We start from the raw sequence: 25988 nt of genomic DNA, 5'->3' as shown, positions 1-25988 counted from the left end.
TTTTCTTCAGTTTTTTCAACAGGGCTACTCACAAAAATCCCGACGGAGAAGATCCCGCCGGGATTTAGTGGAACATACGATTTGAATTTAAATCAATAACTAAATCGTATCCTTTACTGGTTCGAGTTATTTACTGAATTTCCAAATAATCAATGTAAACATCCCATGTCCCGTTATCGGAGGTGCAAACGAGCTCAATTTCTTGATTACCGGTTCCATGGCTGACATTGCTTAGGGTATAGACCGCGGGACTACTGCCTCCGAAGTAGAAGGTCCCTTTCGTCACCCCGCCTATTTTCAAGTCAACTCTGGCCATATTGGAGTTATTTGAAGCACCACGGAGTGAGAAGCTATGAGTTCCGCTCGTGAAATTCTGTGTGTATTTGACCAAATCATTGTTGGCGTATAAAACAACACCAGAGAACGGCGAGCTGATATTCCCGGTGTACTGACCAGCTTTGGTCATGCTTTCGGCTTCCTTTTTTGTACTTGTGCTTGGAGGAGTAGTTGTACCGCCACCGTCAGGCGCAACCGCTCGGCCGGTGCTTGTTGAAATCATTCCAGGGCAAAGTCCTCGGCTCTTAAGGTTCTGAGCAATCTGGGGGATCGCTTGAAGCGTAGTCTGGTATTGATCATGCATCAGGATGACATCGCCGTTCTGCAGTCTGCCCGCAGCGGCTACGATCTGTGCGGTGGTGGCGCCATTCCAGTCTTGTGAGTCAACGTTCCACAGCACCTCGGTTAGACCATTTTGACTCTCGATTGACTTCAAAGTTGCGTTAGTCTCGCCGTACGGCGGGCGGAACAATTTTGGTGCAGCTCCGGTAGCTGACTGGATCGCTTGTTGTGTCCGAGTAATTTCTGATGACATCTGCGAGCTGCTCAATGTGGTCATGTGAGGATGTGTATAAGAGTGGTTTCCGACCCACATGCCCGCATTCACTTGGTCCCGCACGAGTGAAGGGTTATTTTGGGCGTTTTGCCCAAGGTTGAACATCGTTGCACGCAAACCAGCCTGCTTCAGAGCATTGAGCAGAGATGTAGTGTTACTGGCATTTGGGCCATCGTCGTATGTCAGACCTACATATCCATTCGGGCAGTTGGCATCGGCAGCACTGGCAATAGGCATTATCGGGATGGAGAACAACGAACTGAAGAGTGCTAGGGCCGCTGCCCCTTTTATTAGTTTTGCTTTGAACATGGTAGTACCTCCTCGTATTAAAATACGAGTATGGTTGTTCGCGCCACTCCGTTCTGCTTAACTCTCTCTACTAGATTCGAGGTTTTTACTGAATTTCTAAATAGTCTAGGTAAGCGTCCCATGTCCCGTCATCGGAGGTTACAATTATTTCATCTGTATTCCTCCTTTTTTAAAAATTGCAATTAGTCTCACATGATGCTGTACAGCCTACAATAGGCTACTCAAGCCTCACGCCCTTCCATAAATTAAATTGAAAGCGATTACAATAATTATCTTAACAAAACGTTTCTTAATCGTTTACCTGTAAGAATTTAGTTCCTACTGTAAAAAAATTAGTTTTTTTGATCGGTCTTTTTTTGATTTATGATCGTCTATTTTATGTAATGCAGCTTGCAAAAAACCGCATCCATAGGAGGATGCGGTTAGTATGCTAACAGCAGCTAGATCAAAAATTATTGAAAATGACGTCGGCTGTTACCTTACCGCTCGTGACGTCTCCCGAGGTGAAGCCAGATACCGTGTTGCCCACTTTAAATTCCTTGCTTACCAGCTGCTCTGAAATATCAGGAGCTGTTGGGCCTGTTATGCCGTAAGTCGTTTGTTCCGTAACTGTCACCCACAATTCGCCAATTCGAAAGCTTTGGCCGTCGGTACTTACCTCATCAATCACACCATCAATGTTTACCCTGTGTTTTGCTGAGGTCGCCGGTCCAGGACCTTTATTCTCAATGGTGCCGCTTGGATTTTTCGTGACCGCACCAGGAGTAGTACTGCCTGCGTCTTGGTTTACTGCATAAATGCTTAGAGTCAATACCGCACAAGCCGCAATGCTGGTTGCCCAGATCATCACTTTGTTTTTCTTTACTTTAGAATTAATTGTTTTCATAGGAATCTCTCCATTTCGTATGCTGTTATTATTGTTGTCAATTTGTTTGTGCTTCTCCTGGCTTAAGCGTTCAAGTGTACGTTCTTGAAAGTCTTCACTTATTTTCACTTTGGACATGGCCGATTTATAACTTGATTTTTTCATTCTCACAAATCACCGCCTATCACTTCTTTAAGCTGTTTACGCCCTCGAGCGAGCCAAGTACCTACCGTCGCAGGTTTGGCATGAAGTATATCCGCTATTTCTTCCAAGGAATAACCTTCGTAATAATGCAAATGGATCGGGACCCGATATTTTTTATCCAATGATAATACAGCCTGCATGACCATGTATTCATCCTTCGGCAGGTTAGACAGGTTGTCCGGTATGGGGTTTCGACTCTTAAACCACCCCGTCTTGAGCAAGTTTTTACATTTATTGATCGTTGTACGGATTAACCAGGCTTTCTCATGTTCACCACTATCAAAGACGGGGGATTTTTGGAGATAGGCTAGAAATACTTCTTGCGCTACTTCCTCCGCGTCAGCAATATTTTTGAGATAAGCAAAAGCTATCTTGACCAGGCTGTCGGAATAGTTGACCACGGCTTTGCGGACGGATTCATTGAGCTCATATGAATCGTTCACTTGATGTCCCCCTTTCACTAGTAATACAATCGAGCAGCCCGTTATTTTTCAAGCTGTAAAAAAAATTTGGGACAATTGCTTTAAAAGGGAGCAACAAGGTTTTTATTAGTATGTCCTCTCACCAAAAACGGTAACATGCAAGCAATATTAACTGCAGCACCTATAAATTCAATAAAAAAAGAACCTTCAATCTATAACTAGATCAAAGGTTCAATATTTATTTTAATGATATTAAATAATTCACATCAGAAAAACTAACTAAAAGCCAGCTCTTTTTCACTCAGGCCTAGCGAGTCAGCTGTAGAAGTATGAATTTCGTGCAGAAGCTCTGGATTTTGCATTAGTGAAACGCCATAAGAAGGAATCATTTCTTTAATTTTGGGTTCCCACTCCTTGATATGTTGAGGGAAACATTTTTTAAATACTTCAAGCATAACGTGAACAGCAGTTGAAGCACCTGGCGATGCGCCTAGCAATGCTGCAATCGAACCATCAGCAGCCGTTATAACTTCCGTACCAAATTGAAGTGTTCCTCTGCCGCCAGCTTCAGTATCTTTGATAACTTGCACACGCTGACCAGCTGCTACTAAATCCCAGTCTTCCGTTTTGGCGTTAGGGATAAACTCGCGCAACTCATCCATGCGCTTTTCTTTGGATAGCATAACTTGTTCAATTAGGTATTTTGTCAATGACATGTTTTTTGCACCTGCGGATAACATTGTGATGAGATTATCCGGTTTTACGGAAGTAACCAAATCAAACATTGAACCGGTTTTCAAAAACTTAGGTGAGAATCCGGCAAATGGACCAAACAGCAAAGATTTTTTATTGTCGATAAATCTTGTATCCAGATGTGGGACCGACATCGGAGGAGCTCCAACTTTGGCTTTGCCGTAAACTTTTGCATGATGTTGTGCCACAACATTCGGATTATTACAAACCATAAATATTCCGCTTACTGGGAATCCGCCAATATGTTTACCTTCAGGAATACCGGATTTTTGCAATAAATGCAGGCTTCCGCCTCCGCCTCCGATAAAAACAAATTTTGCAGTATGCCGTTCGACGTTGCCGCTGCCAGTACGTACTTTCAATTCCCACGAGCCGTCGCTAGCACGTTTAATATTGTCAACGCTATGTTTATATTTGAGATCAACGTTTTTACTTTTTAAATGGTCAAACAGAATGCGCGTTAAAGCACCAAAGTTGACATCCGTACCAGAGTCAATTTTGGTTGCTGCTATAGCTTCATTTGATTTACGATCTTTTATAATAAGTGGGATCCATTCCATCAATTTTGCAGGGTCATCGGAAAATTCCATCCCTTTAAACAATGGATTAGTAGACATGGCTTCAAAACGTTTCTTTAGAAACGTTACATTTTGTTCTCCTTGGACCATACTCATATGAGGTAATGGCATAATAAAGTCTTGCGGATTACGAATTAGCTTGCTATTTACAAGGTAAGACCAAAACTGCATGGAAAGCTGGAACTGTTCATTAATTTGAATAGCTTTGCTAATATCTACAGATCCGTCTGGCTTATTTACAGTGTAGTTAAGCTCGCACAGTGCTGCATGCCCTGTTCCTGCATTATTCCACTCGTTAGAGCTTTCTTCTCCAGCACTTTCGAGCTTTTCAAACACGGTAATTTTCCATTCCGGTACCAATTCTTTCAGAAGTGTCCCTAAAGTCGCACTCATGATTCCGGCACCAATCAAGATGACGTCTGTTTTATTTTCTCCGTTGCTCATTTTTACCATCCTTATATCCTAAAATTTGCATAAAGCATGTAGGCGCTTCTGTATAGGCGTTACACTAAGCCAATGCTCGACCCAGTCACACACCTTTTCTGTTTCAATTAAAACCATATCATATTGTTTTGTAATTGATTATAGATTAAATGATCTGCGATTATCAGATAATTATAAGCTATTTGAAAGCTGGTGAAAAGTGAAAAGTCCGTTTACAAGGCTCTAGGAACACATAAAGCAAAGGCAATAACAAAGCTTAATGGATCGATTGAAGCTTTTGTTTGCCGCCATGTGTTACTAGCATCATTACATTTTTTCCGATACTTGCGGTATGGTTCACTGTATTTGATGTTAAACTAATCTTCTATTAGTTTCAATCTAAACGTTGCTACTTCTCTGCTTCTGAGATTTTCAAGTATACAAATTGTGAATAATCTGCAACGTTTATATGAAGGAGTAGATATATTTCACAAAGTTGTTCAGCTTACCCATTAAATTCCTTTAGAATTTCAACAATTTATATTCATATCTTATTGAGGCAGGAGCCTTTTTGACAACAGTTAAGGTAATTTTCTGTTTTTTTGCCTGTCGGCCGTATTCTGTATGTATCGTATATGTATTTAAGAAGAAATCATCTCTTGTATCAGTTAAAGTAATCTTGAAAACAAGCGAAAGACCCGTAAGGCGACCGCTTCATTTGCGAAGCGTTGGTACTTACGGGTCTTTTTTAATATTTAAGGACTATTTTTTGGAACGTTTTTTGGAAGATATTTTAGCACGTTTTCTGCGTTTTAAGCCTGAAACCATGACATTTTTTTCTGATTGCGTGTAATAATGCTGATAGACAGGACAACAATGATGCTTCTTCACCGTTTCAATATTTTGAATAACATTTACAAGCTGCGGATGGTAGATGTCCTCATATTGCGTAATTGGAGGATCATAAATCGTTTGCGTCGGACAATCCGGACAAAAGTTAGCCGAATTCGCACCTTCTACCATACCCATGTTACTACCCATGTTACTACCCATATTACTACCCATGTTCATGTTATTACTCATGTTATTATAATCGTTACGGTTCACAGAATTATCTCCTTCCTGTTTTGGAATACACCATATTGTATTCTCAAGAAGACAAAACGACCTGTACGATTGACATGGAAGACGATGGCCTATGCTGTTCCTGCAGGATGTAGAGCATGATATTTACCTTGTACTGATAATGTTTGAAAAAAGTGTTTCATTATGAATGAGAAGTTAATGGAAACAAAATATGTTCTGCTCTATCTTCAAATGAAGGACGAACAAACAATGTGTCCTCACTCTGTGCTAATAACTCGACATGAATGTTTTCATTATCGTAATCGGGTATAAAGTAAAAATGAATAATCTCCGTATCGGCAGTAACAAGGCTGTTCAAAATAACATCATAATCAACTTTTTGAACGCTGATGATATCATAAAGATGAAGTTGTTTATCCTCGTGCTTAAAAATAACAATGGCATCAACTTCCTCGACATAATAAATCGCATCATTGAATGCTAAGATAAAATAAAACAGCAATAGATGTTCATTGTTTTTCACACCCATTACAGGGGATACAGATATTCTTTCCTTAGCAAACTGCTCCATCAACCGATAATCATTGGCGTTATTCGTATGTAGCTTGCGGTAGGAACGGATTGCTTCTGGTTTTAATTCTAAACCTGAAATGTTTAGCGTAAAACTACTTTCTTGCGTTTTTCTAAACCCAAATCTAGGATAATAGTCTAGAACCGAATCATTAGCGAACAAGTAGATAAAGTCATATTCTTGTTCATATTTCTCGATAATATGGTTCATCAGTTTGCCTGATAATCCTTGATTTCGATAGTCGGGATGCGTCATAACGGTACCGATTTGAATGGCTTTGTACTCTTCACTGTTACATATAACCGTCATTTTGCTTGCTGAGGCATTGGCAATGACTTTACCTTTATCGATAAAGGAATAACACATATAATTTTCGTTCCAGCCCCCTTTTTCATACCATTTTTCGAAATCAAGTCCAAATACCATTTTAGCCAATTCATTAAAGCTTTCTTTGTAGGTTGAAATATCTTTATAGTCATTTATGAATTGGTAATTAGTCATATTAACCTCGCTCACTTTACTTCTCCCCTTCATTCTCATCAACTTTTGCAGACTGCTTCAAACACCATTAAAAAGTAAAAGCAGTCTCACAGTGACCATATGTCACCGATGGACTGCTGTTTGCTTATTCAAATTGTCTCATTATCTAACATGATCGCTCGAGTCTTCCTCAAGGCGTTCGAATGTAATTTAAAAATCCCGACTTATAATATAATTCAGCAGTTGCTTTAGAAAAGCTGGACTACGTGGCATCTCCTTTAATGCTTCCATTGCAAGGCAGAAGTGTTCCCACATCTCTTTTCTAGCTCCATCTAGACCAAGGATGGTCACAAAAGTCGAGTTGTTGTTCTCCACATCCTGGCCAATAGGTTTACCGAGTAAATGTAAATCTCCTTCCGAATCGAGTAAATCATCTTTAATTTGAAAGGCTATGCCTGCATGATAGGCGTACTTTTTCAGAATCGCAATCTCAGAAGGCTTAACCTGAGCGAGAATAGCAGGCATTACAAGTGAAGCTTCAAATGCAATTCCGGTTTTGTAAAAGCACATCATATTTAGCTGCTCCAATGTTAATGCTTTTCCTTTGGAATGCAAATCCATCGCCTGCCCCATGCACATATCTCCAGCTCTTTGGGACGAATATTGCATTAAAGCAAGCACGATTTTAGGGTCAAACTGTTCAAGGGATGATTGCTCTTCAATCGCCTTCTGGGTAAGGAATAGGCCGGTTAATTCCGCGGTGGCACTATTATGCACCTCGTGCAGCGTAGGACGGCCTCTGCGAGTAGAGGCATTATCCTGCGTTGGGAGATCATCGAAGATTAAAGACGCGGTATGCATGTACTCTAATGATTTTAGAAGCGGCACGATCGTCGAAGCATGCAGTCCATACTCATTAATACCCATGACCCAAGCCAATATTGGCCGTAATCGTTTGCCATCTCCTTCAAGACTGTAGTTTGCAGCATCAATAAGCAGCTCTCTCATTGGAGGTATTTCATTACTTTTGTGAATCGGCAATAGATTGTTGATTTGCTCGCGAGCAGTTTTGACAGTTGAAAGGAATTGTTCCTTTTCACTGCGATTGCTTTTTAAAACCGTTACCATCTGATCCCGAAGCAGTTTATCGAAGAAATCCACGTCATCCGCTTTTTGAACCACATGTTGGATAAGGCGATTAAAATCTGGATCTCCTGAAGCAAACACCGCCATAATTTGGTTATATTTCTCAGTACCTATACGTTCTTTCAACCTTTTTAGACCATTGAAGGCACGATCAAGAATCACTTCTCGGGTTTTGGCATCGGAGTCGTATACGTTGTGAATTAAATAAGAAATGATGGACCAGTATAACTCAAAGGGATTGATTAGATCTGAGCGCTGCTCATGGTATTTTAAATAATAGGTATAGGGCGTTACCGCCCCGTCTTCCATATCATCAAACATATCTGCTAAATCATCTGCCAGCTGGTTATAAATTCCATAATAAAATATTCGAATATCAAAGCCTTCGTCCAAAGGAGCACTAATGACGGAACGGACGATAAGCCTTGAAGATGAGGATTTTAAAATGATAGGCAGGTAAAGTTCTTTGTTAGTGTAATTTACATTCGTTAGGTCCTTGACACGGTCCAAATCCTGAGAATGAAAAAATACGTAGGATTGCTCGAAAAAGGTTTGTTGCGTCTCAGGTCGCTGGTATTTTTTAATATACTCAAAAGCGTCACTAAGCTCCGCATGTACGTATTGGACAAATTCAAAGTTATTGCCGGACCATTCACCTAATTGTGGAACAGATCCGCTTAGAAGTGAGGTACGGATCATATTGGAATATTGTTCTTTCTCGTCAGCCTTTAGGACACCAGAATCAAGCAGATCGTCAATAAAAGGATAGGTTAGTCCATAGGAGTAACCAAGTCTGATGGCTTCGTCTAATCTCCTGGCACGTTCAACAGGCAATACTTGATCATCCATTTCTTCAATTACATGCAGCATTACGCCAATTATTATTTTGATCAGCTTGCGCACCGCATGCTCGGAACTCATTTCCTTTGGGATATTAGAGGATACGGATTTTAGTTTATTTATTACCCAAATTATGCCGTTTTCTATGCCTTCCTTCTGAGCCCACCGATACAGCCCCGCCAAGGTCATAAAATCAGGCTGCTCTCCCCCGTTTGTTGATGAGGGTTGAATAAAGTGGCTTTTAACGTCAGCAATCACTCGTTGAATTCTCATTTGTGTCTCTGGAGCATCCAAAGCTTTTCCTAAATCCCTCATATAAATATAGGAAACGCTTCGATCCAAATAATCATCCAGTTTTCCTGAATAATTCAGCCACCATATATATCTATGATAATCCCGAGAATCCGGTTTTTTCTTTCCTCTCGAAAAAAAGGATAACAATGAATAATGTTGGATATGGTTCTTTTTCCACAATTGAATATCTTCGGTTAGTGTGGTTACATAAGTTTTATTCTTCACTTGTTCGTTCAATGTTTCAAAATATTGGGCTGCCTTTTGCTCTGCAAGCTGGTACCAAGTATCTGCTTGAGCTGTATACTTATCATTCATACGACGCATAACCTCGACTTATAGTTAAAATAAAATGACTGGGAAATGTAACAAAATAACTGATTTGAAGCCTTAGTATAGTTCCTGAAGTACATAAGACTAAAATATTATGTTTACTCACTTCCTCCGAGGAATTTGGAACGATATGCGTCGAGCAAATAAGTTATATTTTACACGATTGCTGGTGGTTCAACAATTTTTTGGTAAAAATATGTAGCGAGAATATCAAGCTGGACATGAAGTACAAAGTTCTGAGATACATTACGCAAAAAGGCTCGACCCCGTTCCATTTGAGACCTTCTAATAAAAAACAACAAAGGTTAGGCTGATCATCAACAATGTGAGATCAAACTAACCTTTGTCGTTAAAGTGACTGAAAATTCAAGAGGCCAATTAGCGTCAAAGGGAGCACGCACGGTATTACCTTCCTCATCAGAAAAGGAATTGGTATACACTATTTTCTCAGGGGAATTAACTTCATGATAGATAAACTTGACCCACATCTCGGTTCCGTCTGGTGCAGTCTGTTTGTAAAGAAATAAACCACCTGGGCGGAGATCGAATCTGAATCCTCCATTGCGATGATATTAACCTTTTGATACGTGTGTACTACACATCTTTTCCTCTATCATGAACGATCAAGCCTATAATGCGGGTTATTAATTATTATGACCAGAAATAAATTTTTCCAAGCCTTCTACTGATAGGACTCCGCTCCTTTTGTCAACAGGTATTCCATCTTTAAAGAGGATGGTAGTAGGTATACTCATAATTCCAAATTGTGAAGCCATCTCTTCACTAACATCCACATTTACTTTCACAATTTTTACATTATGGCTTCCTGCCGAACGAAATGTTTCAAGAATGGGCGCAAACATAAGACATGGCCCACACCAAGGTGCCCAGAAATTAACTATGGTTAGCCCCTTCTTTTGAATTTCATTTTTTAGTGTTGTATCCGTTGCATGTATAATTGTCATGGTTATGTCTTCCTCTCCAGTTGGATATTAGTTTTGTCTAATTTGAATTGCTTAAGCTGCTTATCATGTCAGTTGCTTTAATTTCCTTTAAGTATGAAATGGTACATTCATCAACTTCTAGCATCAATTTCGCTAAGTTTTCATTTATAGATGTTGTCCAATGACAGAATGTAACGGTTTGGCTTTTCTTTACCTCTCTTACTGCATCGTAAACATCAGCCAGTGTTATATCTGATTCAGGATGCTTTAGTTTATATCCGCCGTCTTGTCCTTCCTTAGCTTCAACCATCCCAGCTTTCAGCAATGTGGACATGATTTTTCGTAAATAAGCCGCATGGACATTCAGCTGTTGCGCCATTTCTGAGCTAGTCAACGTTCCACCATGCTCTGTAAGAAGCAAGATGACACATAAAGCTGCCCGAAATTTTGAAGACCCAATCAAATGATTTTTTATTTGCAAATAGCGCTCAGGCCTTCCGTATTGTGATTTCATTTATGTTTCGTTAAATGAAGTCTTCCTCTGCCAACTCCAAATTTACGCTCATCGCTATTCGACTGCCGTCTGCCGCAGCAAAAACCAATTGGGATGGCATAAAATAGGAAGCATCACCAGCGATATAAAGACCGGGTATTGAGGTTTTCCCCTTTCCATCCGTTTGAATTCCTCCCAACTCCGTTTTATCACAGCCCAATTGTTCTCCGAACCGCGTGCTTGAAATAAACTTAGGAGAAACGAAACCACCAGCTCTTTCAATGGTTGTTCCATCTGAGAAACGAATATGCTCAAGCTGCCCATTTTGTCCGACGAATGCTTCAATGGGCTGCTCCATGATTGCGACCCCCTTTCGTTGGAGCTGTTTTTTTTGTTCGTTCGACAGGTTTTCATTCCCGTTTGTACAGACAACTAAATCCTTGCTCCAATTGAGAAGCAGCTTCGCTGTATGAAAAACAGTCGGATATTCCGAAACAACGACAAGGGGCTGATCGCGCAGCTCCCAGCCGTCGCAATATGGACAATTAAACAAGCTTTTTCCATAAAGCGGGTAAAAGCCTTCGATATCGGGAAATATTTCTTTTACTCCTGTTGCCAAGATCAATTTACGTGTATGAATGCGAAATCCAGATGAATCAATAAGCTCAAATCCGGCTTCAATTTTGCTGACCGAAATCACCTCAGCTTGCATATGATCGACTGTTGGATAACTCAGCACCTCTTCATAAGCAATGCGGCGAAACTCAGCTGGTTTAACGCCATCCCTTGTTATAAAGCCATGCGATGAATGAGTAACAGCATTTCTTGGACGATTGTTGTCGATCAAAGCAACGCTTCTCCTTGCCCTGCCAAGCATAAGTGCAGCATTTAACCCTGCTGGTCCTCCGCCAATAATGGCACAATCATAATTCATGCAGCTCATCTCCTACTAATGGGATATTAAAGACTCTTTATATCTGTAATTAATTCGAAAAAAGGATTTAATACGATGTTAATTGTACTTCTCCTTTTTCAGAAAAAATGTTCTTAACTTTCAAGTTTGGTTTGTTTTTTTGCAATGTCAGCTAATTTCGTTTGTTTCAGATGTTGTTCCATCTTCTCTTCCGCTTCTTTCATTGCAGCTTGAATCAAGCATTCTTCACCATGAACAAAATCACATTCAAATAATGATGTTGTTCCTTCAATAGCGTGGATAATATCCAAAAACGTAATGTCGTCCTTTTTGCGTGATAGCCGGTAACCTCCGTTTGCCCCAGAAACGGATTCAATCATCCCAGCTTTGACGAGTCTCGTTAAAATTTTGGAAAGATAAGTAGGTGAAACGTTTTGGGATTCCGCCAGCTGCTTGACGCCTATGGGCTTCAAATTTGAAGCTTCTACAAGCATGAGCATGGTGTGAAGTGCATAATTGGTTGCTTTGGAAAATTTCATGTTCTCACCTCAATTACAGACTTATTGTGTCTATAATACCTACGAAGTCGCTAATATGTCAAGTTGTGAAATATTATTATGTAACTAAGTAGACTCTTGGTTATTACACTTTATGATTATCATTTTCTAAATGTATTTAATTATAATGCTTCAAAAAATGCTGCTAATTCTTATAAAAAAACGAATGAGTCTAACGCAAACGTCATAGAGATTTATTTGCCAAAGTTTAATGTACATAAGAAAAACCTCGCTACGAATAGCGAGGTTTATTTTTTAATGAGATGCTGAATATTCTTCTAGCTCGGAAGTTGGATCAAACTTCTCCTTGCTCATAGCAAAGGCAGCTAAAAGAGCAATGACGGATGGAATGATGGCCCAAGCAAAAGTATGAACGAGTGACGAGGAAAGAGCTTCCGTTATTTTATCAAGAATCTGAGAAGGAATGCTCTCCCTTGTATCTGGTGTCAAAATTTTACTTGGATCACTTAGATCAATGAACTCCGACGTTTGACCGCCGCTGCCGAACGATGAAGAAAGCTTATTTGCAAATAAGTGACTTTGAATAATACCAAATACCGTAATTCCAAGCGTCATTCCCAGTTCCCGAGTGAAGCTAAGTGTAGAGCTTGCAGAGCCTCGCTGCCTAGCAGTAAATCCATGTATGGCAGAATTGCTTAGAACAGAAAACGATGAGCCGATGCCAAGACCAACTAAAATCATAAAGATTGTAACCGTAAATCGGGATGAATCGGGTGTTAAAGTAGTCAGTAAAGCCATGCCGCCCACTAGCAGAAACAACGTCGAAATCATGATGGAGCGATAACTAAACTTGGAGAGCAGAATACCGCCGCCAGCAGCGGTGACAACAGATCCGACCATCATAGGAAGCAACACGAGCCCCGAGTTTGTAGCTGAGCCTCCAAGTACCCCTTGAACGTAGATTGGGATGTAAACGGAAGCTGTTATAAATGCTGCACCGCTAAAAATAGCCATTAAATTGCTCGTGGAATAAAGCCGATTTTTGAACATGCTGAAGGTGATGATCGGTTCTTCTGCGCGGCGTTCAATAAATATAAAAGTGACCAATAATACGACAAAAGCTAAAAACAAACCTATAATCGTGAAGGAGTCCCAATCGTATTTTTTTCCTCCTAGCTCCAGCGCGAACATGAGACAAAGAATTGAGGTTACGAGCGTTATTGCGCCCATGTAGTCGATTTTTTGTTTAGAATGCTCAACAGACTCTTTGTAAAAATATGCGATCATTACAAATGCAATGATTCCTATTGGCAAATTGATGTAGAATATCCATGACCAATGAACATAATCTGCAATATAAGCGCCAATTAGAGGTCCAAATATGCTGGAAATACCATATGCAGCGCCAAATAATCCGCCTATCTTCCCCCGTTTTTCAGGTGCTACCACATCGAACATAATTGTAAATGCAATAGGTACTAGAGCTCCGCCGCCAATACCCTGTATCGCGCGATAAATACTCAGCTGTACAATAGATTCCGCTGTACCGCATAAAGCTGAACCGATCATAAATACGATAATTCCGAAAATAAAGAAACGCTTGCGACCATACATATCCGATAATTTACCGAATATTGGCATACCAGCCATCTCTGCAATCATATAAGCAGACGTTACCCACATTAATTTGTCAAACCCGCCAAGATCCCCAACGATTGTCCCCATCGCCGTTGCTAATATGGTGTTATCCATCGATGCCATAAGTGTAGCCAGCAGAAGTGCTGCAATGATTACACCTACTTTATTTCCTTTTGCCATTTCCATTGTTTCTTGTTCCCTCCACTTTGTTCAATTGACAATGTAATTGCCACTCCCTTTTTTTATCTCGACGATCGATTGTCTTGAATAAATATAGTTATATTTATAAGTATCTTGATGATCGAGATAATATTATAGTAAGAGGAGCTTTATTTTTTGTCAAGCTAACAATAACTACCGTCAGTTGAATTTTATTGGATGGGAGATATCAGATTGGATTGGAGGGTCACAAGGTTTGAGGGTCACTGTACGATTGATGTAATCACGATTAGAAAGGATGACAACATATGATTTCCTTCTTAACTTTATGTGCGTGCTTCGTTGGCGGCATTATTTATATTTTATACGCAGGAGTAGGTATCATTAGAGATGACGAAATTCAGCAAGATCAAATAATTAGCAATTTTAAATGATAAAGAAGCAAGCCCTGAGGGCTTGCTTCTTTTGTATTATAGCTATAAATGGCATAAAAACAGTTCCTAAATCCTCGAATATATTCGAAAGAACATAATTATTACTGTTTGTTACTTCCCTTCCTTCACAAACAACTCAACTCGATTTTTTATCGAATCACGGACCTCTGCGAATGCAGTATTGATTTCTTCTTCTGTACCTGTCGCTTTTGCGGGGTCGTCGAAGCCCCAATGCCATCTTTGCGCTTTGTCGTTACTTACAACCGGACAGTTATCGTTAGCATGACCGCAAAGCGTGATGATATAATCTGCTTGTTTTAAAATTTCAGGATCAATGACATCCGAAGTATGATTGGAGATATCAATGCCTGCTTCTTTCATGGTTTGAACCGCACGGGGATTTAAGCCATGAGCTTCTAGACCGGCACTCCTCACTTCATATTTGCCGCTGCCCAGTGCCTTCAAAAATCCATCGGCGATCTGGCTTCTGCAAGAGTTTCCAGTACACAAAAAATAAACGAGTGGTTTGTTGTTCATTATTATCGGTCTCCTATATTCTCGAGTTAACTTTTACGATCTCTTCTTGAAATTTCGTTTTGCCCATTTTCGAGCTAATCCAAGCATTTATCCATATGGCGATTAGAACCAATATTGCGGTAATTACGGCAATCAACACCCATACATTAATGCTTGTTGAATGGATGAAATGCAGCCACAAATACAACCCTGTTAACGTGATAAAGAGTGTTGGGATCGTGAGAATGATACCCGTTTTAAAATAATTTCCCCATGTGATTTTTACACCCTTACGTGATAATACGTGCAGCCACAAAAGTGTCGCGAGTGAGCCTATTGGTGTCATCTTAGGTCCCAAATTACTGCCTATAACGTTGGCATACACCAAAGATTCACGAATGACGCCTTGCGTTGCTGTTCCTTTTATGGCTAATGCATCGATCATCACAGTTGGCATATTGTTCATGATCGAAGACAATATCGCAGCAAGGAATCCCATACCGATAGTGGAGATGAATAGCCCCTTGTCGGCGATGGCTTGAATGACTTTTCCTAGTTCATCTGTCAGTCCCACATTACGAAGTCCGTAAACAACCACGTACATGCCAATGGAGAAGATGACAACTGCCCAAGGAGCGCCCTTGACCAGCTTCCAAGTTTGAATAGCCGGGCTGCGGCGAGCAGCTAAAATAAACAAGATTGCAGCGACGCCTGCTATGACGGAAATTGGAACATGAATGTATTGAATTACAAGATATGCGAGAAGTAACAAGGCTAAGATTACCCACGAAATTTGGAACATCTTCTTATCTTTTATGGCTTCAGACGGCTTCTTGAGCTGTTTTAAATCGTAGTGACCTGGAATGCTTTTATGGAAGAACATATACAAGACCAGAAGGCTCGCCAGCAGCGAAAAAAAGTTCGGAATAATCATCCGGCTAGCATATTCGATAAAGCCGATTCCAAAAAAATCAACAGAAACGATATTAACGAGGTTACTGATTACAAACGGGAGTGAAGTCGTGTCTGCGATAAAACCGCTGGCCATAATGAATGGTAAAATCATTTTCTGATCAAATTTAAGTGCACGCACCATCGCAAGCACAATAGGTGTTAGAATAAGCGCGGCGCCGTCATTGGCAAAGAATGCCGATACTGCTGCACCAAGAAGAACAACATAAACAAACATAAGCTTTCCATTGCCTTGTGCGAGCCGCGCCATGTGAAGCGCCGCCCATTCAAAAAAGCCGATTTCATCTAAAAGAAGCGATATTACGATAATGGCTACAAAGGCAAGCGTAGCATTCCAAACAATACCCGTAACCGTACCAACATCAGCAAAGGTTACGACTCCAAACAGAAGTGCCAGAATAGCTCCGGCAGCTGCCGACCAACCAATACTAAGTCCTTTTGGTTGCCAGATTACAAACGTGAGCGTAAGTAAAAAGATTAAAATGGCAATAAGTGTCATGCTTCCCCCTGTGTATCACAGCTGTTATTTTTTAAGCCTGCTATTTTTTCTTTCATGGAAGGCAGATATGGATACACGCACTGAACATAGGCTTCCGCATCCGGATTAAGGGAGTAATATACCCACTGCCCTTTTTTCTTTTCATTTAGAAGTCCGGCTGATTTTAGCTTTCGTAGATGCTGGCTGGCATTTGGCTGAGACATCCCGATAATATCAGTGATATCACATACACATAGTTCCTTTTCTTTGAGCAGTGCTACGATGGTTAACCTCGTTTTATCGGCTAATAATTTATAAGCCTCGGCCATTTCCTGTATCTTTTGCTCCATATGTAGTACCTCCATCTGTTTTCTCCCGTTGGCTTCTTTCAATTTCATAATTATATAACCAATTACTTATATAATCAATGGCGAATATGATGGACCGAACAGGATTTCGAATACCTGCAACAATGCAAGCAGATGAACACAAAAAAACCAGTAACAACAAGGATTTTGTCATCACTGATTTCCACTTCCTGTGCTATTTGTTGTTTTAACTCAGACTTTTTCGTTTAATTATTTAGGTTGCTGTCATCATGATCTTCCCAACGTCTTGAATACGCTTTGTTCGTGATCCAAAATGTAATCCATGAAAGAATGGCTACGATTATAAAAGATACGATCCATACGCCGATAGGTACTTGCATATGATTTCCCCCTATATGTTAGCAGTATATTTTTGATTTCGAATACGAGCAGTTCATTGAAATGTGAATTAACGTTTATCATAAAATAAAAAGCGAAAAAACGAACCATCCAAATCGGATGAATTACTACCATCCAATTCGATTGGTTTTCATTTAACTGTCATAGTTAGGTTGAAAACAGCCTCTTTCAGTTTGAAAATCAGTGTTATGATAATCATGACTATAATGTTTTATTTACAAGCAAGGATGTGAACTTGATGTGGGAACTTGAGAGGAAAAGTAAAATTCCTATTTATAAACAAATTACCGATCATCTAGAAAGACGGATTTCCTACGGTGAATTCCCTCCTGGCAGCTTGCTTCCATCTGAGAGAAAATTGGCTGAACAACTGGGCGTAAACCGCAGTACTGTCATTTTGGCGTTTGCCGAGCTTCGATCGATGGGGATTATTGAAAGTCAGACAGGCAGTGGAACGCGTGTATCCAAAACAAAATGGGGAGCCACTCCCAAGCACACGCCAAATTGGAGCCGGTACGCTGAAGGCGGAAGCTTTCTACCTAACTTGCCCTTTATGCGAAGAATTCGTGAAGCGCTCAATCAAAACCCCTCTCTCATCGATTTTGCTAGCGGTGAGCTGTCGGCTGATTTGGCTCCTAATGATGAAATTACAACGTTGATGAGCGAAAATAAATACACTTCATATTTGGGTTATGATAATCCTCAAGGGTATATTCCGCTTAGACAAGCGTTGGTATCCTATCTTGATCAACATCGGGGTATTAAGACAACGGAATCATCAATTTTAATCACATCGGGATCTCAGCAATCATTATATTTAATAACCCAGTGTTTGTTGTCGCCTGGCGACGCGGTTGCGATTGAAGATCCTTCCTACTGCTATTCTCTGCCTATGTTTCAATCAGCGGGGCTTAGGTTGTTCCGACTTCCTGTTGACAACCAAGGGGTATGTCCAGAGGATATTCGAGCCTTATACAAAAAACATCGGATCAAAATGGTGTTCATGAACCCCAACTATCAGAACCCAACAGGTACAGTGTTGGGTACTGAACGTCGCAAACAGCTGCTTAATGTTGCAAGCGAGTTGGCGCTGCCGATTGTCGAGGATGATCCATTTAGCTTAACGGACTATGAAGGTTCACCGCCTTCTCCGCTGAAATCAATGGATTCAATTGGGTCTGTCCTCTATATCGGTTCTTTTTCCAAAATAGCTGCTTCTGGCATGCGAATTGGTTGGATGGTTGCCCCTAACTCCATTGTGGAGAGACTTGCTGACGCAAGGCAGCAAATGGATTTTGGACTTAGCGTTATACCGCAGCAGGTAGCGGCACAATTTTTGAAGTCCAATTACTTTGAACCTCATCTAGACCGCTTGCGTATGCAGCTTCAATATAAACGAGATTTACTTATTGAAGCATTGCAGAAGGAACTTCCAGGATTGATTACGTTCACTGCTCCACAAGGTGGACTTCATCTATGGTGTAAGCTAGTTCCGGATGTTCACGATGGAAAGCTCCTGGAGGAGTCCATTAAAAGAGGGATTGTTTTTGTTCCTGGTAGTGTGTATGGATCGGATTCTGGTTTCGTAAGATTTACTTTTGCTCGAGCAAAAGAAGCTGAAATTGGTTTAGGAATCTCCAAATTTGCAGATGCGCTGCGTGAGCTTATGAATAGCAAATAGCCATATAGTAATTAGAAATAACCGCCGAGGTCTATGCCTCCGCGGTTATTATCAACTCGTTAACATGATTTGGCAAGGCGAAACCCAAGGTCGTCAATACAAAATGACGGATGACTGCGACGACGACAAGTAGCTCCGCAGCCTCTCGCTTCTTCAGCCCAGCTGCCGCCTCGAAAAATGCGATATGAGCCATATACCTGCTCATCATATAAATCCCAGCACCATTCCCAGACATTTCCTAACATATCATATAAACCCCATGCGTTGGGTTCTTTTTTACCTACTTCATGAATGCTGTCTCCCGAATTTCCATTGTACCAAGCGATTTTATCAATTTCTCCGTATTGATAGCCAGCTGTTCCTGCTTTACACGCATATTGCCACTCTGCCTCTGTCGGAAGGCGATAGCCATCAGATTCCCAATCACATTCAATATGATCTCCATCCTGACTGAATGAGTAACACTCTTTTAGTCCTGCATTCAGGGACAGTAAATTACAAAAATAAATAGCTTCATTCCAAGAGATATTGACCACTGGTCTTTGATCATCACTCAAAGAAAGAGGAGATTTTCTGGTTACAGCTAAATACAACTCCATCGTTACGGGATAAGGTGAAAGATAGAAGGGTTTAATATCAGACTTCCATTTTCGCTTCGTCCGGTCATCTCTTAATTCAATTACTCCAGCTGGAATGCTTACCATTGGGTATTCATTATGTTTATTTAGAGCATTAGAAACGGTGATCTCCTCCTTTGATTTAAATGTTGCACTACTGTAATTTACCATAAATTAGTGATTCCTTATAATAGTAATTGAATTTTCCTCTCCATTTGGAATAGTTAACAAAAAAAAGGTACTGTCAGCATGACAGTACGTGCACTACGTATTGATTTAGCAATAGATTGGCAAGCTATAATTACTGCCTTTTAGCCAACATTTCCTTTAAGAACATACCCGTATACGACTCTGCCACTTCCGCTACACGCTCAGGCGTGCCTTCTGCTACTAATTTTCCGCCAGCTGCGCCCCCTTCTGGGCCGATATCGATAACCCAATCGGATTCTCGTATCAGTTCCAGACTATGCTCAACAACGATTACCGTATTGCCTGTATCAACCAGCTTGCTGAGTAATGTATGGAGCTGCTTAATGTCAGATGGATGGAGGCCTGTCGTCGGTTCATCCAGCAGATAAAGCGTATGGTTTTTGGAAGGCTTGCTCAGCTCTTTCGCCAGTCTGATCCGCTGTCCTTCGCCGCCAGATAACGTTTTGACCGATTGCCCCCATTTCAAGTAGCCTAGTCCGACTTCACAAAGCATCTCGATAATACCTGTTATTTTAGTTTCGTTTTTGAGAATAGCTAGGCTCTCCTGCACAGACATATTCAGCAAATCCGATATAGAGCAGCCTTCATACTGAACCTGCAAAACCTCATCCGTAAATCGTTTTCCTTTGCAGTCAGGACACTTTACCTCCAGATCAGGCAGGAAGTTCATATCAACGGAAAGCACACCTAGCCCCTGACAGGTCTCACAACGACCACCAGAGGTGTTAAATGAGAAATGTTTGGTTGTCAGTTTTCTTTTTTTAGCTTCAGGCAAACCAGCGAACAACTGGCGCAGCTGCGTAAACACATCCGTATACGTTGCTACGTTGGAGCGCTGCACTCGTCCCATGGGTGTCTGGTCAAATATAACGACATTTCCGACATGCTCCAAGCCCGTTATTTCCTTGCACCCTATTCGCTCCAATTCCTTCTGACTTCCTTCTGCAAGGATATCAAAAACAAGCGTGGATTTGCCGGAGCCAGATACTCCTGTAACTGAAACGAGACAGCCAAGCGGGAATGACGCAGTTGGAATATCAACATTGCGGAGTTTAGCCTGCTCGATTGTAATAAACTGACCGTTGCCTGTTCTGCGAACGCGTAAAGGATTCGAGTCATTCTCTTCTCTCAAATAAGCGCCAGTAACTGAAAGCTTACTCGACATTAAATCCTCCAGACTTCCTTCGCCTACGACGGTTCCACCGTGCAACCCAGCGCCAGGACCTATATCGATGATATGGTCTGCAGCACGCATCATTTCAACATCGTGCTCGATTACGAGTACTGTATTGCCTAAATCACGAAGCTGCTGAAGTACTCGTATGAGACCGGATGTATCACGGGGATGAAGACCCGTGGTCGGTTCATCCAAAATATAAAGTACACCGGTTAGGCCAGACCCGAGCAGCGAAGCGAGCCGCAGCCGCTGTGCTTCGCCGCCTGATAACGAAACGGTTTGCCGATTCAGGGAAAGATAGCCTAGGCCAACATCAATGATTCGTTTTAGCCTAGTAGGCATATCATTCAGAATGGGCTCCAGCAGATAATGACCTTTAGGCGGGAGCGTCTCTTGTAATTCCTCTGTCCACTTAAAAACATCACTGAGCGACCATTCCGATACATCGGAGATGGTTGAGCCGGCTACTTGAACAAGACGAACCTCTTTCTTAAGGCGTGCGCCTAGGCATTCCGGGCAAAGCTGTTCATGAAAAAAACTTCCCTCTTTTTCCGATGCGCCTGTTTCCCCTTCTTTTTCTTTGTATCGCCGCCATAAACCAGGGATGACTCCTTCGAATTTTGTACCTTGGACAGGCTTCACATTTGGATAATGGCGCTTGAAGGCTTCACTCTCGACACCATAATATAACAAATCACGCTGTACCTCTCCGAAATCCTTTAAAGGCTGATCCGGATCAAATGCCAAGCCGTAATGCTTTCCTGCCGCCAACAAAATACGAATTTGAATATCGCGATGAACCCCGTTCAGAGAAGCCACTCCCCCATCGCGCAGACTGAGCTCTGAATTGAAAACGGCTGCTTCATTAATGCTTGCCACATGTCCAAGCCCACTGCAAGCTCCGCAGGCTCCTTCTGGCTTATTGAAGGAAAAGTGCGACATTCCTAACTGCTCAAGCGCTGCTCCGCAGTGAGGACAGCCTATCATTTGATGATCCATTTCCTCATCTTCATCGGCCATTGCACCTATGCGCTCTAATGAAGGAGCTATATGACCGCTGCAAGAAGGGCAAATTCGCTCCCCTAGTCGCGAAAAGATAAACCTTACAAACGTATAGATATCGGTTACTGTTCCGACTGTTGAGCGTGGATTTCGATTGGTAACATGCTGTCCAACACTGATGGACGGTGACAATCCTTCGATAGACTCAACCTTCGGCCTCCCTATCGAATCCGAGGTCATGCCCATGGAGTCCAAATACTGCCTTTGGCATTCTCTTTGAAGTGTATCCATAGCCAAAGTTGATTTGCCAGATCCTGATGGACCTGTAAGAACGATCAGCTTGTACTTTGGAATTGAAAGGGAAACATTTTTCAGGTTGTTTTCTCGTGCACCTTTAATAAAAATGGTATCTTTCATAAAAATCCTCCTCATAATAAATAATTATTCTATGTCTTATAGCATTCTGATCTCAAATATGGATTAAATTGTTTAGCCATCATGACTAAAATTTTTGCAAATTATGAATGATTTCGATAGAATGAACTTGATTAAATTCATTTCATCTAATATCTTTATAACAAAGTATCTCGAAATCCGAGATACCCATATCTTAAAAGGAGGTTTGTCCTTTGTCAAGCGAGCAACAAGTGCAAGCGACCAATCAGCAGGAACAATTCGTCGCACGTATGCGCGGACTAGGAAGCCGAACAGTTTTGTACCAACAAAATGTAGCTGCTGCTCTCGGCTTATATAATAATGATTTTTTATCTGTGGATATTTTACGTGAAAAAGGTCCGATCACAGCCGGTGAGTTGTCCAAACTAACTGGGCTTGCTACTGGAAGTGTGACAGCATTAATTGACCGCCTTGAAAAATTCGGTTATGTACGCAGGCAAAACGATCCCAATGACCGTCGCAAAGTGATTATTGTTCCTCTCTATGAGGAGAAAGAAGATGTCAGCAATACGTATATTCCCCTTCACAACGAGATGGTGAAGCTGGCTTCCTCCTATACGGATGCTGAGCTGGAACTGATTACACAGTTTTTAGCGAGAGCCAGCAAAGTACTCGATAATCAAATTGATCGCCTCAGCTCTGCAAAAAGCACTAAATCTTCATCTTAAATTAGGGTACACCAATTGAAAAGGACGATATCCAGAAGTCTAATGACCTCAGGATACCGTCCTTTATTGTAACTCACATTATTATTCGTCTCTTACTCGTGTACATGAGCAGCCTTTAATCGAAGTAGATCGTTTTACCGGTTTCGGCTGATAAGTAAACCGCTTCCAGAATAGCCGATACCACAATCGCCTCTTCAGGCTTAACGAGCGGATCGGTGTCGTTCACAATACTGCTGATCCACTGCTTGGCTTCATACTCAAAATCAGTCAGGTTTTCTCCATGGAATTGCTCTCTCTCGGTCGCTTTCACGTCGATGACGTTTAGAAATAAGCTGCCGTCCCTCTCGCCGTTAATGCGCAGACCGTCGTGAAAATCAGCACCGCCCTTCGTACCGCACAAATATGATCCTTCAGATTTGGCGATATTAAGTGCCCAGCTGGTTTCAATTGAAACGACAGCACCGTTTTTGAATTTTACATAACCAAAAGCGGAATCTTCTACTTCAAACTCCTCTGGGTCCCATGATCCCCATTCATTTGCTGCATTTTCTGTATCCTTCAGCTTCTGGAACACACTGCCTACTACACTGTGAGGTTCATAATTGTTCATCAGCCATAGGATGAGATCCAGTGAATGGGTGCCAATATCGATCAAAGGTCCGCCGCCTTGTTTCTCTTTATCCAGAAATACTCCCCATGTAGGAACCCCTCTACGCCTTGTTGCAACCGCTTTGGCATAATAGATCTCGCCAAGCTCATCATTCTCGATCATTTTTTTTAAGAGCAACGACTGAGCTTTGCTTCGGTTCTGGTAGCCGACCGTCAGCTTCTTACCGGTTCTAACATGAGCTTCGTACATCGCTTTCGCTTCGGCACTGGTCTTGGCCATCGGCTTCTCACACATAACGTGTTTGCCTGTTTCCATGGCATCGATTGAAATGACGGCATGCGAAATATTTGGCGTCAATACATGAATGACTTCAATATCCTCCATCGCTAATAGCTGCTTATAATCGGTAAAAACCTTCGCGCCGGGAACTCCATACTGCTCAGCAGCTTCGAGCGCTCTTTCTTCGATTAGATCGCAGAATGCGACCATCTCTACATTACCCACCTTGGCTAAGCTTGGCATATGTTTGCCGCCTGCAATCATGCCGCATCCGATAATACCGACCTTTACTGTTCGCATCTCATTAATTTCCTCCTTGCCGTTTAAAATCTACCGTTCTTCTCTCGCGATGAGCGATATATGCCGTTTCAAGAAGTTCCGTCAGCTTTGTTCCGTCTTCGAGTCCAAATGGCATCGGCTTGTCGTTCAGAATGCCATCTACCCATTGTGTTAGTGGAAGCGGCTGCTCCTTTGGAAGCTGTCGAGGTGAAATCCAGCCTTGGAGCGGTGAATCGGTATGTTTGGAAACAAATTTAACATCTTCCCCGGATATGATCAGTGTCCCTTCCGTACCGTATAGTTCAAACGCAGATGGCGTCGAGTAAGTAACAAGGCTAGTTTCCAGCAGCGCAACCGCGTTGTTAGCAAACTCAATCGAGCATTGTGCATTATCTTCAACAGCCCGGCCCGTAAAATAATTAAACATAGATGTAATTCGTCTCGGCTCACCAAGCAGCCAGCTTGCCAAGAACATCGGATGGCAACCAAGATCCATCATAGCTCCGCCGCCTTCCTGTTTCTCATCGTACCAGTATTCAGGCAGCCAATTGTTTAATGCTCCGTCGTGACCATTTCGGATACGCAGCAGCGTAATGGCGCCAAGCAGCCCATCGTCCAGAAGCTGTTTAGCGAATAAATGGTGAGGCCTTGTTCGAGCGGGAAAAGATATACAAAACTTCACGCCGGATTTTTGTACAGCAGCCGTAATTTTGTCGCATTCGGCTACCGTAAGCGCCATCGATTTCTCGGTGAAAATATGTTTTCCAGCTTGCGCAGCAGCAACCATGACTTCCGCGTGCATGCTGGTAGGGGCATCGATGACGACAGCATCTACGTCTGCCCTTTGAAGCAGCGTATCCAGATCAGATTCAAAAGCAGCTCCTAGCTCTGCTGCCCACGTTCGCCCTCTCTCTGTTATTTCATCCCAAACTGCTGTTATGTTTACGTTTCCAAGTGATTGCAGGTGTTTTGCATATCCATCAGCATGAACATGCCATTTGCTAATCATCGCGACATTTAACATTCGAAAATCCCTCCATTATTCAAATATTTGTTTAAGCGGCGAATTGCTAATCTTTAAAAGCCGTTGCGGGGTACCCGGCGCCAAATGGCGCGTCTGGCCGCTCATATTCTCCTGCTAAATAACGGCGCATAGGCGTTGTACGCTCCAAATAGTCCTTGTTGTTTGCAAAGCGATCGGAGAATCGAACCCAAGGCGGACTATAAATATAATGTGCGGTATAACGGTCGTAATCTCCGTCATGATAATATGTACGATGCCAAACCGCGTTATGGAAGAGCAATACAGATCCGGCAGGCGCACAAATGACATGTCCTACAGGCAAATCACCTTTATCGCGGCGGATGTCTGCCGGGAGTGGAACTTGGGCTCTGTGGCTGCCTGGAATCATCTCCATGTTGCCCATCCTAGGCAGCGATTGGTCAGTAAGCAAATAGGAAGCGCGCAGCTGCAGCAGAGGAATCGGATAAGCTAGTTGATTAAAATCGTAGGCTCCTGAGCCATCCTGATGCCAGCCGCCTGCTCCTCCAAATGCCGGCTGCTTCGTGCACCAAGCGGATTGAAGAATAAAACGATCGCCATATAATGCTCTCACTTTTGGGAGCACTGCAGGGTGATCAATCAACTGGTCCAGCGTGGGTTCACTTTCAAATCCTCGGCCAACCTGAGCCCATCCGGTTTTCCCTTCTCTCTCATGCAGGCGAATAGATGCCTCCAAACAATGCTGTGCTTGGTCAGCGGTTAATACATTTGGAATGATCAAATAACCCCAAGATTCGAACATGAAACGGTCAAGCTCTGTGAATTCACCGGGTTGCGAAATGGCATTAAGTCCTTGACTGTGCTCGGCATTCATGCGATAACCTCCTGCTTTCTGGAGTGAATTGCTTCTTTTATATATAAAATATGAACGGTAATTCATTTAATGCATAGAATGCTTGGATTATTCCGATTATTTTTATTTAAATCATGAACATTTTGGTTAACTAATCGCTTTATGTT

23 protein-coding genes and 1 pseudogene are annotated in these 25988 nt (G+C 41.9%); 2 read left to right on the top strand and 22 right to left on the bottom strand.

Annotation, left to right across the window (positions count from 1 at the left end):
• Positions 1–130: 130 nt before the first annotated feature.
• The 17 genes and pseudogenes from AB4Z45_RS02295 to AB4Z45_RS02215 all read right to left on the bottom strand — a co-directional run bounded on the left by AB4Z45_RS02295 (position 131) and on the right by AB4Z45_RS02215 (position 16967).
• The gene (locus AB4Z45_RS02295) at positions 131–1201 is read right to left on the bottom strand and encodes a polysaccharide deacetylase family protein (protein ID WP_441907701.1); all 1071 of its coding nucleotides are present in this window, start codon (positions 1199–1201) and stop codon (positions 131–133) included.
• A gap of 445 nt (positions 1202–1646) precedes the next feature.
• On the bottom strand, positions 1647–2231 hold the full coding sequence (locus tag AB4Z45_RS02290) for a hypothetical protein (protein ID WP_441907700.1): 585 nt from the start codon (positions 2229–2231) through the stop codon (positions 1647–1649).
• Between the two features lie 2 nt (positions 2232–2233).
• Positions 2234–2713 (bottom strand): RNA polymerase sigma factor, encoded by a 480-nt coding sequence (locus tag AB4Z45_RS02285; protein WP_441907699.1) that lies wholly within the window; start codon positions 2711–2713, stop codon positions 2234–2236.
• A gap of 254 nt (positions 2714–2967) precedes the next feature.
• A complete protein-coding gene (locus AB4Z45_RS02280; RefSeq protein WP_441907698.1) occupies positions 2968–4467 on the bottom strand; it encodes a malate:quinone oxidoreductase in 1500 nt (499 codons plus the stop codon).
• Positions 4468–5208: 741 nt separating this feature from the next.
• The gene (locus AB4Z45_RS02275) at positions 5209–5487 is read right to left on the bottom strand and encodes a hypothetical protein (RefSeq protein ID WP_441907697.1); all 279 of its coding nucleotides are present in this window, start codon (positions 5485–5487) and stop codon (positions 5209–5211) included.
• Positions 5488–5713: 226 nt separating this feature from the next.
• Complete coding sequence (locus AB4Z45_RS02270; RefSeq protein WP_441907857.1) at positions 5714–6643, bottom strand: GNAT family N-acetyltransferase; 930 nt, start codon at positions 6641–6643, stop codon at positions 5714–5716.
• Positions 6644–6793: 150 nt separating this feature from the next.
• Positions 6794–9187, bottom strand: a complete 2394-nt coding sequence (locus tag AB4Z45_RS02265) for a polyprenyl synthetase family protein (protein ID WP_441907696.1) — start codon at positions 9185–9187, stop codon at positions 6794–6796.
• A gap of 323 nt (positions 9188–9510) precedes the next feature.
• Positions 9511–9732 (bottom strand): annotated as a pseudogene (locus tag AB4Z45_RS02260) (SRPBCC family protein); the annotation flags it as partial.
• A 105-nt stretch (positions 9733–9837) separates the two neighbouring features.
• On the bottom strand, positions 9838–10158 hold the full coding sequence (gene trxA / locus AB4Z45_RS02255; RefSeq protein WP_441907695.1) for a thioredoxin: 321 nt from the start codon (positions 10156–10158) through the stop codon (positions 9838–9840).
• 37 nt (positions 10159–10195) lie between these two features.
• Entirely contained in the window at positions 10196–10651 is a 456-nt protein-coding gene (locus AB4Z45_RS02250; RefSeq protein WP_441907694.1) for an RrF2 family transcriptional regulator, read from the bottom strand.
• 10 nt (positions 10652–10661) lie between these two features.
• Positions 10662–11564: an NAD(P)/FAD-dependent oxidoreductase gene (locus tag AB4Z45_RS02245; RefSeq protein WP_441907693.1), complete on the bottom strand. Its 903-nt coding sequence runs from the start codon at positions 11562–11564 to the stop codon at positions 10662–10664.
• Between the two features lie 113 nt (positions 11565–11677).
• Entirely contained in the window at positions 11678–12082 is a 405-nt protein-coding gene (locus AB4Z45_RS02240; RefSeq protein ID WP_441907692.1) for an Rrf2 family transcriptional regulator, read from the bottom strand.
• A gap of 273 nt (positions 12083–12355) precedes the next feature.
• Positions 12356–13879 carry an MDR family MFS transporter gene (locus AB4Z45_RS02235; protein WP_441907856.1) on the bottom strand — a complete coding sequence of 508 codons (1524 nt, stop codon included), beginning with the start codon at positions 13877–13879 and terminating at the stop codon, positions 12356–12358.
• Between the two features lie 524 nt (positions 13880–14403).
• Entirely contained in the window at positions 14404–14829 is a 426-nt protein-coding gene (gene arsC / locus AB4Z45_RS02230) for an arsenate reductase (thioredoxin) (RefSeq protein WP_441907691.1), read from the bottom strand.
• A gap of 13 nt (positions 14830–14842) precedes the next feature.
• Positions 14843–16279, bottom strand: coding sequence for an arsenic transporter (locus AB4Z45_RS02225; protein ID WP_441907690.1), 1437 nt, complete (start codon positions 16277–16279; stop codon positions 14843–14845).
• Positions 16276–16608: an ArsR/SmtB family transcription factor gene (locus AB4Z45_RS02220; RefSeq protein WP_339209287.1), complete on the bottom strand. Its 333-nt coding sequence runs from the start codon at positions 16606–16608 to the stop codon at positions 16276–16278. The genes AB4Z45_RS02225 and AB4Z45_RS02220 overlap by 4 nt, the downstream gene beginning before the upstream one ends.
• Positions 16609–16832: 224 nt before the next feature.
• The gene (locus AB4Z45_RS02215) at positions 16833–16967 is read right to left on the bottom strand and encodes a hypothetical protein (protein ID WP_256710766.1); all 135 of its coding nucleotides are present in this window, start codon (positions 16965–16967) and stop codon (positions 16833–16835) included.
• 257 nt (positions 16968–17224) lie between these two features.
• On the opposite strand from AB4Z45_RS02215, the gene pdxR reads away from it, so the two are divergent.
• Positions 17225–18667, top strand: a complete 1443-nt coding sequence (gene pdxR / locus AB4Z45_RS02210) for a MocR-like pyridoxine biosynthesis transcription factor PdxR (protein WP_441907689.1) — start codon at positions 17225–17227, stop codon at positions 18665–18667.
• Between the two features lie 59 nt (positions 18668–18726).
• Here the strand turns inward: pdxR and AB4Z45_RS02205 are convergent, their stop codons facing one another.
• Positions 18727–19371, bottom strand: a complete 645-nt coding sequence (locus AB4Z45_RS02205; RefSeq protein WP_441907855.1) for a formylglycine-generating enzyme family protein — start codon at positions 19369–19371, stop codon at positions 18727–18729.
• Between the two features lie 214 nt (positions 19372–19585).
• Positions 19586–22090 (bottom strand): excinuclease ABC subunit UvrA, encoded by a 2505-nt coding sequence (gene uvrA / locus AB4Z45_RS02200; protein WP_441907688.1) that lies wholly within the window; start codon positions 22088–22090, stop codon positions 19586–19588.
• A gap of 269 nt (positions 22091–22359) precedes the next feature.
• Between uvrA and AB4Z45_RS02195 the strand changes: the two genes are divergently transcribed.
• Positions 22360–22797 carry a MarR family winged helix-turn-helix transcriptional regulator gene (locus AB4Z45_RS02195; protein WP_441907854.1) on the top strand — a complete coding sequence of 146 codons (438 nt, stop codon included), beginning with the start codon at positions 22360–22362 and terminating at the stop codon, positions 22795–22797.
• 115 nt (positions 22798–22912) lie between these two features.
• On the opposite strand, the gene AB4Z45_RS02190 is transcribed toward AB4Z45_RS02195, so the two are convergent.
• The 3 genes from AB4Z45_RS02190 to AB4Z45_RS02180 are packed head-to-tail and all read right to left on the bottom strand — an operon-like array spanning position 22913 to position 25842.
• On the bottom strand, positions 22913–23986 hold the full coding sequence (locus tag AB4Z45_RS02190) for a Gfo/Idh/MocA family protein (RefSeq protein WP_441907687.1): 1074 nt from the start codon (positions 23984–23986) through the stop codon (positions 22913–22915).
• A gap of 4 nt (positions 23987–23990) precedes the next feature.
• Entirely contained in the window at positions 23991–24989 is a 999-nt protein-coding gene (locus AB4Z45_RS02185) for a Gfo/Idh/MocA family protein (protein ID WP_441907686.1), read from the bottom strand.
• Positions 24990–25035: 46 nt separating this feature from the next.
• On the bottom strand, positions 25036–25842 hold the full coding sequence (locus AB4Z45_RS02180; RefSeq protein WP_441907685.1) for a phytanoyl-CoA dioxygenase family protein: 807 nt from the start codon (positions 25840–25842) through the stop codon (positions 25036–25038).
• Positions 25843–25988 lie beyond the last annotated feature (146 nt).

Origin of the sequence: Paenibacillus sp. MCAF9, assembly GCF_052114265.1 — a bacterium.
In the GTDB taxonomy this organism is placed as follows: Bacteria; Bacillota; Bacilli; order Paenibacillales; family Paenibacillaceae; genus Pristimantibacillus.
Note: the sequence above shows the minus strand (reverse complement) of the source record. Positions and strands in the feature narration are given on the sequence as shown.